This is a genomic window from Maribacter sp. MAR_2009_72 (genome assembly GCF_007827235.1).
Lineage (GTDB): Bacteria > Bacteroidota > Bacteroidia > Flavobacteriales > Flavobacteriaceae > Maribacter > Maribacter sedimenticola.
This window is the reverse complement of sequence record NZ_VISB01000001.1, coordinates 3,454,801-3,467,501: the sequence shown is the minus strand read 5'-3', so window position 1 is coordinate 3,467,501 and position 12,701 is coordinate 3,454,801. Positions and strand designations below refer to the sequence as shown.

Annotated in this window: 10 protein-coding genes; 5 read left to right on the top strand and 5 right to left on the bottom strand. The window is 37.5% G+C overall.

The genetic code is table 11. The annotated features are described in order from the left end of the window. Positions 1 to 81: 81 nt before the first annotated feature. Positions 82 to 393, top strand: a complete 312-nt coding sequence (locus JM81_RS14535; RefSeq protein ID WP_144804502.1) for a T9SS type A sorting domain-containing protein — start codon at positions 82 to 84, stop codon at positions 391 to 393. Between the two features lie 7 nt (positions 394 to 400). On the opposite strand, the gene JM81_RS14530 is transcribed toward JM81_RS14535, so the two are convergent. From JM81_RS14530 to JM81_RS14515, 4 genes are all read right to left on the bottom strand, one after another. Continuing rightward, positions 401 to 2,848, bottom strand: a complete 2,448-nt coding sequence (locus JM81_RS14530; RefSeq protein WP_144804500.1) for a TonB-dependent receptor domain-containing protein — start codon at positions 2,846 to 2,848, stop codon at positions 401 to 403. Continuing rightward, complete coding sequence (locus JM81_RS14525) at positions 2,836 to 3,924, bottom strand: DUF4249 domain-containing protein (protein ID WP_186435585.1); 1,089 nt, start codon at positions 3,922 to 3,924, stop codon at positions 2,836 to 2,838. The genes JM81_RS14530 and JM81_RS14525 overlap by 13 nt, the downstream gene beginning before the upstream one ends. A gap of 159 nt (positions 3,925 to 4,083) precedes the next feature. Further along, the gene (locus JM81_RS14520; RefSeq protein WP_089259298.1) at positions 4,084 to 4,590 is read right to left on the bottom strand and encodes a lipocalin family protein; all 507 of its coding nucleotides are present in this window, start codon (positions 4,588 to 4,590) and stop codon (positions 4,084 to 4,086) included. An 86-nt stretch (positions 4,591 to 4,676) separates the two neighbouring features. Continuing rightward, a complete protein-coding gene (locus JM81_RS14515) occupies positions 4,677 to 7,307 on the bottom strand; it encodes a DUF5916 domain-containing protein (RefSeq protein ID WP_144804497.1) in 2,631 nt (876 codons plus the stop codon). Positions 7,308 to 7,533: 226 nt separating this feature from the next. Between JM81_RS14515 and rplM the strand changes: the two genes are divergently transcribed. The 4 genes from rplM (at position 7,534) to tsf (ending at position 10,651) form a co-directional block, all read left to right on the top strand. Continuing rightward, on the top strand, positions 7,534 to 7,989 hold the full coding sequence (rplM, locus tag JM81_RS14510; protein WP_089259294.1) for a 50S ribosomal protein L13: 456 nt from the start codon (positions 7,534 to 7,536) through the stop codon (positions 7,987 to 7,989). Position 7,990: 1 nt separating this feature from the next. Beyond that, positions 7,991 to 8,377, top strand: coding sequence for a 30S ribosomal protein S9 (gene rpsI, locus JM81_RS14505; protein WP_089259292.1), 387 nt, complete (start codon positions 7,991 to 7,993; stop codon positions 8,375 to 8,377). A 240-nt stretch (positions 8,378 to 8,617) separates the two neighbouring features. Beyond that, entirely contained in the window at positions 8,618 to 9,757 is a 1,140-nt protein-coding gene (gene rpsB / locus JM81_RS14500) for a 30S ribosomal protein S2 (protein WP_144804495.1), read from the top strand. Positions 9,758 to 9,826: 69 nt separating this feature from the next. Continuing rightward, positions 9,827 to 10,651, top strand: coding sequence for a translation elongation factor Ts (gene tsf, locus JM81_RS14495; RefSeq protein WP_089259288.1), 825 nt, complete (start codon positions 9,827 to 9,829; stop codon positions 10,649 to 10,651). 93 nt (positions 10,652 to 10,744) lie between these two features. Here the strand turns inward: tsf and JM81_RS14490 are convergent, their stop codons facing one another. Further along, positions 10,745 to 12,625, bottom strand: a complete 1,881-nt coding sequence (locus tag JM81_RS14490) for a peptidase M61 (protein WP_144804493.1) — start codon at positions 12,623 to 12,625, stop codon at positions 10,745 to 10,747. Positions 12,626 to 12,701 lie beyond the last annotated feature (76 nt).

The window sequence follows — 12,701 nt, the reverse complement described above, 5'->3', positions numbered from 1 at the left end:
AATATTAGCTAATAATAGACGAAACCAAGTTTTAAGAACGTTAAAATATAGCGCACCCATCTAATTGGGTGCGCTATTTTAATGAAGCAAGCCATCATTCTTTCTTTTTTAACCCTTCTACTATACGTAAATGTACAGGCACAGGATGCTACTAATGCGGTAAAGGTTTTTCCAAACCCTGCAACCAATGTGGTTAATATTATAGGGCTTTTGAATACTTCAACAGCTCAAATTACCATACGGGATATCAATGGAAATCAGGTTTTACACCATCAATGGAGAATTAAGAACAATGCGTTGAACATACCTATATCCAATCTTAAAAAAGGTATTTATCTAATTAGCATACGATCGGATCTACAAACCATTCAGCGTAAATTTTACAAACAATAATATAGCCTTACTGAAACACGAAATTATAGGTCAATGAAAATAATGGGCTATTTAAAATGGAAAGTTCATAGGAACCTAAAGGACTACCAAGAAACACATCCGTATCTACACCATCTTGTCGTTGCGCATAGTAGTTATTGAACGGATTTCTTCTGCTATACACGTTGTAAATGGTAAACGTCCAATCGCCAACCCATCTTTTGTTCAACTTTTTACTATATTTTACATTCCAAGAAAAATCCAATCTATGGTAAGGTCTTAGACGTGCATTGTTGCGTTCAATAAAAATGGGTACATCTAAATTTTCCAATTTAAAAACACTGTTGGCAACAGTATAGGGCCTTCCGGTCTGTCCGGTAAAATTAAAACTCCAAGTGTTGTATCTATCCCCCTCAAAGTTAACCGTTGAATTGATGACATGGGGCCTATCAAAATCCGAAACGAACCAATTATTATTGTTGATCCTATCTCCAAGTTTTTCATTATTGGACTTTAATAAACTTTTTGACCACGTATAATTAAACCAACCATTAACCTTTCCTGTAGATTTTTTAATACTGAACTCTACCCCATAGGCTTTTCCTTCTCCCTGTATAATATCACGTTCAAGAAATTCTTCTAAAAAGAAATCCGCTCCAGGTTTAAAGGTCAAATTATTTTCAGATGACCGGTAATAGCCTTCTAAACCAAGTTCTATTTCATTATTTGAGATGTTCTTATAAATACCAAGACCATATGTATCACTTAATTGCGGTAGAATATTAGGGTCGGATGTTTTCCATCTAGAGGTGGGTAAAGGCGTTGTACTATTGTACACATTTTGAAGATATTGCTTGGAGCGGGCATAACTAGCCTTGATAGATGTTGATTGGTTCAATTTTATATTGGCACCCAATCTTGGTTCCAAACCGTTGTACGTCTTTACGCCAGCACCTTTTTCAAACTCGTTGACCGCAAGTAACAATCCCGTATTATCATCTAGAACGGCCTGTTTGTAAGGACCTACCAACACATAGTGACTAAAGCGCAACCCGGCAGAGATTGCTACGGCATCTGTAGGATTATAGTTCATATTGGCATAGGTTGCAAACTCATAACTGTTTTCCTTGGCCAATATAACCGGGTCTACACTGTTACCGTTACCGGGACTTAGTTCCCCCGGACTAATTTCATATTTATTGGCTTGAATACCTAAATAGTACGAAGCATCTTGGTTGATTTCCTTTGAAAATTCAGAAGCCAAACTTTGATACACAATCTGAGAAGAGAACTCGATGTTGTTGGGATTGTCAACTTCCGGAAAAATGGTTTTGGGCGCATAATTGCTCATGACCAAATAGGTTCTGAGATTACTTTTTTCATTAAAGGAATGCCTCCAGTTCAATGTGCCGTTCAATGTCCTAAAATCATATTGATTGTTCTTGGCGTTGATATTTTGAATTTTGGTGATCAAATCCAACTGATAATAATCTTTACTATAAAAACCTGTAAATGTAATCTGGTCATTATTGGTTGGCAGATATAATAATTTTAAGGTACTGTCATAGAAATTTGCCTTGGTATTTTTTAAACGTTCAGAAAAAAGGGGCAATAGAAAATCCGTAAGTCCGGCCCTACCCCCAATGGCAATCATGAGTTTATCCTTTATTAATGGAGTTTCTATATTTAACCTGCTTGAAACAATACCTATCCCCCCGCTTAATTTAAATTTATCCACATACGGATTCTTTACTTTTATATCCAATACAGATGTTATTCTACCACCATAGCGCGCAGGGATATTGGCCCTATATAAATCTACACTAGAAATTACATCTGGTGTAAAAACAGAAAAAAGTCCAAATAAATGAGTTGGATTAAAAACAGGGGCATTATCATACAATAACAGATTTTGGTCCAAGGCTCCTCCCCTAACGGACAGTCCATTACTTATTTCCCCTGCGTTGTTTACCCCGGCCAAAAGGGTCATACTTCTGAGTACATCCGCCTCGCCCAGACCAGAAGGCATTTTTTTAAGCTCTTGTGTTTGCAATTGCAGGGCTCCCATTTGTGGAAGTTCCAAGTTATCATTGATTCTTTTTGCACGCACAATTACCTCGGACAGTTGTTCCTCTTCCTCTTCAAGATACAGCTTTATCGTATTATTGGAATTTAGGTCAACAACGGTACGTCTACTTTTAAAACCAATGTAGTTTACGGTAAGCTCATAGGTATTGGCTTTAAGCCGTATGGTAAAAAGACCATTATTATTGGTAATACCACCACAAGCGCAGGGTTGTATGGTTATCTCCGCACTTTCTAAAGGTTGGTTAGTGGACTTTTCATAAACCTCTACCCCTAATAAAAATTCTTGGGCGGAAAGTGTACCAGAAAAAAATACGGTCATAATAAATGCTAAAAACATAATGATATGGGTATGCTTACCATATACCGTTTTGTGATTTAATTTGTCCATGCTGCAGGTTTTATTGCGGTTCTAAATCGTTCTTCGTTACAAGCAGCCTGTGTAGTCGCCGGTGGAGGATATGGAGATTGAAATGTGGGCTCAATACTCAAGGTTCTCTGAGGATCTAACTCCTTTTCAGGAATATCTCCACGTTCAATAAAAATATCCGCTGATGTCGTTGCCGCAGCGGTAAACCTTCCAAACACAAAATCATCCGTATCATTGGGGTTGTACATATTACCGATCAGAGCTGCCGGTGGCGGTGCATTAAAACCACTATTATTATCGACCAAATCCTTTAATACCTTATAATACTCATAGGCATCTGGGGTCAACGACAACTGCTGGATTTCTACTAAAATATTGTTTTTTGTATATAAGGGAATTTTTGCAACCTCCAAATCTGTGGTCGTTTTACCATTGGAAAATTTATCGTCAAAAATAGAAATGCTCTCCGGCAGACGTATAAGCCAACATTCTTGATCACACAAATAGTTAAAATAATCTGGTGTGGCAACATTGGTTTGCTGACAGGTTTCATTTCTGTAAATACCGTCAAAACAAGTTTGGCAAACCACCAGTTTTTCAAAAGATTTAAATGTCCAATAGTAATAATTCTCATTTTCAATTGGATCGTTGAACGTCAATGAAATTGTATGGCCGGGCTCAAAAGAATTTGTACCATCATTAAATTGTAGTTCAGGGTCATAAGTAGCCTTTATATTAGTAATGGGCACGGGTTGTAGTATACGCTCCGGTTGGGAATGGTATTGGGTACCGTCCAACAAAGTTACCTGTAATTGCCATTGCTCACCAATATTGGCCTTAAATTCTACAGATGGCACATAGGCCCCTTCCACCTCGGTCAAATTGATCACTTCACCAGAAACGGAATTTATGAATGAAACGCTAGCACCTTTTTCAAACTTCGTCTTATTTATTCCAAATTCAATGGTAGATTTATTGATTATTACAAAAGAGCCCCCTTTAACCGTGGTGGCAATACCTTCTATAAATACCAGTCCTTCTTTAAACTCAAATTCAGGTTCAACCGGGTCAATACAATTAACAAGTAATATTGACAAAACGAGTAGAAAGATTTTTTTGGCCATGACATTATTCAAATTATCATAAGTGTAATGAATACGCTTAAAGATAAACCGAATAATAACAACTTGTTATAAAAAAGAAAGGCCTTCACAAATTAATGCAAAGACCTGTATTTTTTGACAAAAAAATAGTAATTACTGTCGTACAAAAATTAGCTCACCACTATCTGTAAAATTAGGGATATCAAGATCTGTAGCATCTACGGTCATGACATCACCACTAATTGAAACATCTATCATTAAAACTTCTCCATTACTATCCGTAGTAGTTACAACTCCGTTTTCAAAAGAATAGGTTGTAGATTCCTCATCATATTGCGTAGGACAGGGCACATCAAAACTGGATGATGTAAAGTCTAACTCTACATAACTGGCTGCGTTTCTTGCAGATGCCGTTAAATCTTCATTGAATTTTAATGTCACTACATAACACTCCTTATCCGTCAAAAGGTCCAAAATACCTTTTGCCAATTTAGCATCATCACTTGCGGTATTATTGTCTATCCTAAGTTCCGTTGCGTTCCAAGTTCCTACTAAAGTATTAAGCGATAATTCCTCTTCTACAGCTTTATCGTTTTTATCTGAGCTGCATGACATGAACACCAAGGCACATCCTAGTAGCATTAAAAAATTCCTGTACATAATTATTAGGTTTGGTTAACAGTCTCTTAGAACGAAATTATAGACTTATTATTTCATCACAAAAATTAAGTGAACCTAATTAAAATTTAAAGGATGAAACGGTAAGTAGCTTTTATCAAAAAAGTGTTGTCCTTTTTTTCTCCAAAAATTTGACCATCCAAATTACTTCCTAAGGTATCATAAGGGTTTGCTAAACCTGCAACACCTTGGGACCAGACCAGAAAAATTTCGCTACCAGGTACATATTCCCATCTAACCACCAGATTGGACCTAAATTGTACAAAAGAAAAATCTGGATTCGCAATTTCATAATCTACCGTTCCGTCCAAATTTTCATCTATACTATAAGAATTACCCGTTTCCGTACTAGTAAGTTGGTCTTGATTAAATAAGGTGACCCGTTCATTGATATTTTTTGCCAATGAATTGGCTACATAATTGAAATCTGTATATATACCTCTGGATATAAAGGGTTGTCCGTAATACTGAATTGATAAGTTTGGGTTAATACTATAATTAAACCGGATGGAGGTACTAAATGTTCGCTGGTCAATATTTCCAGTAATATATCTGGGCAGACCATTGATACTGGTCTCCGTTACATATTGGGTTCTGTTTGGATTTTCCTCATACTCCGAAGATACGGAGAGGCTAAAGGCATCAAAAGGTTGATAGTAAAAACGAAGCACATACCGTTCTAGCGAAAAATTATTTTGTGCAGCTTGACTGTTGACATAACCCAACGTAAAATTGAACTTTTTTCTGTTATCCGAACCAAAGAACAAATAGGCAAAATTCTCTTCTGACCATCTCCACCTTGGGCCGCCCCTTAAAACGGTGTTGGAAAAAATTCTAGGTTTATGGGCTGCCCCTATTTCTGTCCACCAATTGTTCTTATAGTTGATGAACCCTTGCATCTCATATTGAATTCTATTGTAATTACCCTCAAAATCATAAGTGGTATATTGCTCAAGACCAATTTGCGCCCTTCTATAAAAATTGGTGGGCTTCAGGAACAACTTTCTAATTTGGGCCGTTTGTTTAATTTCATCTGCCTGTCTTAAAAAACCTATGTCATTCAGTTCCAATTCTGGCGATCGCCATACCAAACCACCATTATAACGCCAACTTCCTCCCCCGGTTTTGCCAATTTCCAGTTTACCCCCCGTCCCCGTTAAAGACGTCCTGTTTGGATCAACATTTACATGGCTTGCATCAACACGCTGAAATAAATGCGTAATGCTACGTTGAGTATTCGCAATTGCGTTTTCTCTGCCCACTACATGACTCCCAACAAAATTACCTTCCAAATAATAATTTCTATTTTTCCAGCTATGCCTAAAATCCAACCCACCAGTGTACGCAGCCTTGCGCAAAAATTCCAGTTCAGAGGTCAGATTTCTATTTGTAGCGGTAAATATACCTCCCACAAAAGAGTTTCTTTCATTAAAATCCTTTTGCACCCTAGCCACCAAATAATTGGTCAATGGCTCTACTAATTCTGAGCGTTTTTCCCCGTCAAAACTACCGACCTCCGCAAACATTTTACCGGTAACACTTTCCATTAATCCCAAGGACCAACCATCTTTTGTTTTACCGGAAAACTTGGCTGCGCCCAGGATAGTGGAATTAATGGGCAGGTCAACATACTCGCCGGCTACGGCGTTCACAGATTTCTGAGGACTTCTACCTATTCGTCTACTATAGAACACGTTGTCATTACCGTCGGCAAATTCATAATCGAATATATTTTTATTCTCTATGAAAAAAGGACGCCTTTCTTCAAAGAATATCTGAAACCCATCCAATGCAATTGCACCTGGGTCGGCATCTACTTGTCCAAAATCCGGATTTACGGTTAAATCTAACGTAAGGTCATTGGTAATACCAATTTTGGCATCCAAACCTGCATTTAAAACATAATCACGCCCATCTTTAAACGGATTGCCCTCTTGTTTGGGATAGCTATCATATTGATTTACCAAAAAGGGCTGAATTTCTAGTTGTTTTTGTGGTTGTATGTTTTTTAACCCTTTTAGGATCCCAAATTCGCTGACCCATCCAGGAGACTCCAATGGTATGGATTGCCAAATTGAACGCTCCTCGTCCCGGAACAATCTTCTATGTATTTGTAATCCCCAAACCTGTTCTTCTGCAGTACCAAATTTTAATTGACTAAAGGGAATTTTCATTTCTGCGGTCCAGCCAATTTCACCAATCTGGGTCGCGGTATACCAAATAGGGTTCCAGCTAGCATCCCAATTATCTCCGTTCTGTGATATGAACTCATCGCCCTTTACACCAGCCGCAGAAACGTTGAACGAAAAGCCGGTTCGCCTATCATGGTAACTATCAATGTTTATCTCTATCCAATCTCCAGCGAAATTATCCCTTCTGGCAAGACGCTTTTCAATACTTGATGGCACACTGTCCAAACATTTAACGGCTACATACAAATATTTTGCATCGTAGGTAATCTTAAATTGTGTAAGTTGACGTGGCCGTTGGCCGTTGTTGGGCTCATATACCGTAAAATTGCCGTCCCACGGAACATGTTCCCAACCTGTATCCGATAAAACACCGTCTATGGCAATATGTTCATTGATCGGTAATGGGGCCGTAGTATACTCCCTTATCACCCTAACACTATCCTTTTGACTAAATGCAATTGAAAAGATGCATAAAAATGCAAAATTTGTAAGAACTTTGAAATTCATTAATGGTTGGTCTTTGATTGATGTATATAAGTGACGATAAAATTGAAATACTGTTACAGTAGATCGCTAAAATTGACCAAGTTTTACAGTATGTATCCTCAAAGAAGTTGAAAATGAAATAAAAAAGAAAAAATATAGAAACAAGTATTTGCAATTCAAGTTAATAGTTGTAGATTTGCAGCCCGTTTGACGGGATTGATTATAATAATAGTTAAAAATAGCAGTAGTGGATACATTAAGTTATAAGACCGTTTCGGCCAACAGAACAACTGTAAACAAAGAGTGGTTATTGGTAGATGCCGAAGGAGAAACGTTAGGGCGTGTTGCTTCTAAAGTTGCCTATTTGTTGAGAGGAAAGCATAAGCCAAGTTTTACTCCGCACGTAGATTGTGGTGATAATGTTGTAATTATCAATGCAGAGAAAATTGCTCTTTCAGGAAACAAGTGGTCCAGCAAGGTTTACTTAAGATATACAGGTTACCCAGGTGGTCAACGTACCACATCGGTTAAACAACTTTTGGAAAAAAATCCAGAAGGTATTCTTGAAAAAGCTATAAAAGGTATGTTGCCCAAGAACAGATTAGGTGCCGACCTTTTTAGAAACCTAAAGGTTTATGCAGGTACGGAGCATGGTCAAGAAGCTCAAAAGCCTACTGTTGTTAATTTAAAAGATATTAAATAAGATGGAAGTAATTCATAAAATTGGTCGTAGAAAGACCGCTGTAGCGAGAGTTTATCTTTCTGATGGAAATGGCGACATTACCATTAACAATAAAGATTTAAGTGTATACTTCCCAACTGCTACATTACAGTACAAGGTAAAGCAACCATTTACATTAACCGAAAGTTTGGATACTTACGATGTTAAGGTCAATGTTTACGGTGGTGGCATTACTGGTCAGGCAGAAGCTATTCGTCTTGCACTTTCAAGAGCAATGTGTGAAATAGATGCCGAAAACAGAAGCATTTTGAAGCCGGAAGGTTTGTTGACGAGAGATCCAAGAATGGTTGAGCGTAAGAAATTCGGTCAGAAGAAAGCACGTAAGAAATTCCAATTCTCGAAACGTTAATTCGAGAGTCAAGAGTACAGGGCACCCTTTTTGGGTGCCTATTTTATATTTTATTTCATACTGGATATTCCAGAATATTAACAAGTTCATTGAAAGTCCGTTTTAGGACAATTAAAAATCCTCTAGCCCAATTTGTGGTTAAAGGTAAATTAGTTTAGCATCTAAATGGTGAAGGCTTTTGCAATTTGCGGATACCACTTTACCATTGCTAATTCATAAGAACGTAAACTAAATTTAAAAATGGCGAGAGTCGAAGTAAAACAATTATTAGAAGCAGGTGTGCATTTTGGCCACCTAACCAGAAAGTGGAATCCAAATATGGCTCCTTACATCTACATGGAGCGTAACGGTATTCACGTAATCAACCTTTACAAAACAGTTGCAAAATTAGATGAGACCAATGAGGCTCTTAGTAAAATTGCAGCATCTGGAAGAAAAATTCTTTTTGTAGCTACCAAAAAACAAGCAAAGGACATTGTTGCCGAAAAAGCGGCCAACGTAAACATGCCATACATTACTGAAAGATGGCCAGGTGGTATGTTGACCAATTTTGTTACTATTCGTAAAGCCGTTAAAAAAATGGCTTCTATCGATAGAATGAAAAAAGATGGTACTTTCCTTACACTTTCCAAAAAGGAAAGATTACAAGTAGATCGTTTACGCGCTAAATTGGAAAAGAACTTAGGTTCCATTTCAGAAATGACACGTTTACCTGGTGCACTTTTCATTGTTGATACCATGAGAGAGCATATTGCCGTTAAGGAAGCGCAAAAATTGAACATTCCTATCTTCGCCATGGTAGATACCAACTGTGACCCTAGAGATGTTGATTATTTGATTCCTTCCAATGATGATGCTTCAAAATCTATTGACATCATCATGACAGAGGTTACCAATGCTATTGCAGAAGGTCTTGCAGCACGTAAGTCCGAAAAAGCAGAAGCTGCCGAAGGAAAATCAGAAAGCAAAAAAGAGAAAGCACCTAAGAAGAAGGAAGCAGTAGATACTCCCGAACCTACTCCTGCAAAAGTTGATACAAAACCAGCTCCTGTTGTAGCTAAGGTACCTAATGTTGAAGTAGACGTAGAAGCTACCCAAGAAGCAGTTGCCAAAGATGCAAAAACTGAAGCTGATGACTTAACCAAGGTTGAAGGCATTGGCCCTAAAGCCGCAGAAGCTCTAGTTGCTGCAGGCATAGCTACATTTGCCGACCTTTCTATAGGTGATGCCGACAAGATTAAGGAAATCTTGACCGAGGCTAGCTCTAGAATGGCTCATTTAGATCCTACATCATGGCCAAAGCAAGCTAAAATGGCTGCCGAAGGAAAGTGGGACGAGCTTAAGGAGTGGCAGGACAACACCAAAGGTGGTGTAGAATAACGTTTTCTTTTTTGATATAAATAAATTTAAGAATAGCCCATTAAAACGGGTACACTAAAAGTTAAAAAAATGGCAAAGATTACAGCTGCAGAAGTTAATAGATTAAGAAAAACTACTGGTGCAGGAATGATGGATTGCAAAAAGGCATTGGTTGAAGCCGATGGCGATTTTGAAAGTGCAATTGAAATTCTTCGTAAAAAAGGTCAAAAAGTAGCAGCTAAAAGAGCTGACAGGGATTCTTCTGAAGGTGCAGCGATCGCTAAAGTGAACGATGATAACACAAGTGGTGTTATTATTTCCCTTAACTGTGAGACCGATTTCGTTGCTAAAAACGAAACTTTTGTAACATTGGCTACTGAATTGGCAGAATTGGCAATCAACTTTGATTCCAAAGAAGCGTTCTTGGCCGCTGATTACAAAGGCATGACCGTTCAAGAAAAACTAACTGAGCAAACTGGTGTTATCGGTGAAAAAATAGAGATAGGTGGTTTTGAAACCTTAAGCGCTCCTTTTGTTGGTTCTTATATACATGCAGGAAATAAAATTGCAGTTTTAACAGGTCTATCTGCAGCAGTTGCAGGTGCTGAAGAAGTTGCAAAGGATGTTTCTATGCAAGCAGCAGCAATGAACCCTGTAGCACTAAACGAAAATGGTGTTGACCAAACGGTTATTGACAAGGAAATTGAAATTGCAAAAGATCAATTACGTCAAGAAGGAAAGCCAGAAGCAATGCTTGATAACATTGCCAAAGGAAAGATAAAAAGGTTCTTTAAGGACAACACCTTGGTAAACCAAGATTTTATTAAAGACAGCAAGCAAAGCGTTGCCCAATACGTTAAATCTGTTGACGCCAATTTAGAGGTGGTAGGATTTAAAAGAGTTGCATTGGGATAATTACAATTTAACTAACTCAATAAAAAACCGTCTTACTTTAAAAAGTAGACGGTTTTTTTATGCGCTATCATTAGAATGTTTACTACTTATGTATTATTCATTTATTCCCTTTAGCCAAGCATTTTTCAGCGCAATTTTTTCTGGTCCGGCATTATCTTGAGAAACTACTTTCTTAACCATTTTATAGGGAGTACCTACCATACCTTCTACAGGGACTATCTCACCTTCCCTATCCACAACCATTCTTATAGGGCGTTCGGCAGACCAACTAAAGCTATCCTGTATAATTGGACGCAATGCATCTACGGATACTTCCTGGTCATCTATTGTCTTTAAAATATCGCCACCTTGTAATTTCAAGTCGTTAAAAAAAGAATTAAGTTGAATGCCCTCCCTTATAAATACCACACTATCATTTTGTACATCCACATCTATATATGGGACCTGACCGTCAAAAAAATAACTTGTTTGCTGTTGCTCGTCCATAATGTCAAGACCTACCTTGTTTAAAAATTCAGTATAATCTATAGGGGTAGAACCAATGACATGGGTATTAAAAAATACACCAACCTCAGGATAGGTCATTGCAATAATTTCCCTGAACAAATCATCATCATTAAAAGGCTTGTCAACCCCATATTTTTTAGAAAGTTCCTTCATTAACCATAATACACCTTTTTCACCTTTACTTTTTTCTCGTAACAATAGGTCTAGGCACATATTGATCAAGGCACCTTTCTCATATACATTGGCATAGTTAGCCTCGTAGGGTTCGTTTAATATATTCTTACTCATGACCGTAAAGGACATTTCATCATCATAAAACTTGGAATTGTCTATTTTAGCTAACATTCTATCATAAAACTCATCTTCATTTATCAATCCTTGCTGAATTTGAAATAGATTGGCAAAATATTCGGTTGTTCCCTCATACATCCATAAATGCTGTGACATTTTAGGCGCATTAAAATCAAAGAATTGAATCTCTTTAGAATGTACGCTCAATGGAGTTACAATATGGAAAAATTCATGGGAGACAACATCTACCATAGCTTGCTCCAACCTATCTTTTGGCATAGCTTCAGGTAAGACCACAACTGTAGAAGTATGATGTTCCAATGCTCCAAAACCATGGGCATCCGGTACATTGATATCGGACAAATACAACAGAATATTATACTCCTTGGTTGCGTCCACATCACCTAAAAATTTCTTTTGTGCCCCCATCATGGCAACCATTCTATCCCTTAAATCTGCTGCTTTATATACTCCATTAGGCGAGTATAGGCTTAAAGTTACCTTAATACCATTTATTTCAAAACTTTCGGTGTTGGGCTTAGCGTACATAATTGGATTGTCTATCACCTCAAAATACCTGCTAGCTATAAATGTATCCAAAGACATATCTGATTTATTATCCAGAGCTATTGGCAATGATGTTGTAGCAGACAAACCGGTAGGCTTTTGGATTAATATATGATACGGTTGTTCTTTAAAACCATCAAAATAACCAACAAAACCATGTAGATTTAGAACATAATTTTTACCCACTGCTATATTGGTACCTGCAGGGGAAAATACAGCATCTTCCACATCATTTTCAGAATCATACGTGTCATTTACCCAATACTGTATTTTATCTAACTTAGTTCCATTGGCAATACGCCATGAATTGTCATCTAGTTGCTCTACATCCAATGTTTTCCCATCATAATCCAAGGCTTCCAAATCCGTAATATACTGACCATAATTATCTGTGCTATATGTTCCGGGAACAGTTTTGGGCATTTTAAAAACAACATCCGGCAGCGTAAATTTATCCGGATCCAAAATCACTTTAACTCGGTCATCTACTACATTGACCAAGTCTATGGTCGTAATTATTGGATTGGGGTTGTTAGATACCGCTCCCTTACCGGCACCACATGCATTAAGCAACAGGGCCATAAGCCCAATTAAAATTATTTTTTTCATAGTAATCTATTGTTAGATAAGCTTTTATTTAAACGACGCTAAAGATAGAAATAATGGTGAACACCGAACATCACTA

Bases quoted from the DNA above. Each gene is read 5' to 3' on its own strand.
- JM81_RS14535 (WP_144804502.1), top strand. From the start codon at position 82: ATGAAGCAAGCCATCATTCTTTCTTTTTTAACCCTTCTACTATACGTA.
- JM81_RS14530 (WP_144804500.1), bottom strand. From the start codon at position 2,848: ATGGACAAATTAAATCACAAAACGGTATATGGTAAGCATACCCATATC.
- JM81_RS14520 (WP_089259298.1), bottom strand. From the start codon at position 4,590: ATGTACAGGAATTTTTTAATGCTACTAGGATGTGCCTTGGTGTTCATG.
- JM81_RS14515 (WP_144804497.1), bottom strand. From the start codon at position 7,307: ATGAATTTCAAAGTTCTTACAAATTTTGCATTTTTATGCATCTTTTCA.
- rpsI (WP_089259292.1), top strand. From the start codon at position 7,991: ATGGAAGTAATTCATAAAATTGGTCGTAGAAAGACCGCTGTAGCGAGA.
- rpsB (WP_144804495.1), top strand. From the start codon at position 8,618: ATGGCGAGAGTCGAAGTAAAACAATTATTAGAAGCAGGTGTGCATTTT.
- tsf (WP_089259288.1), top strand. From the start codon at position 9,827: ATGGCAAAGATTACAGCTGCAGAAGTTAATAGATTAAGAAAAACTACT.
- JM81_RS14490 (WP_144804493.1), bottom strand. From the start codon at position 12,625: ATGAAAAAAATAATTTTAATTGGGCTTATGGCCCTGTTGCTTAATGCA.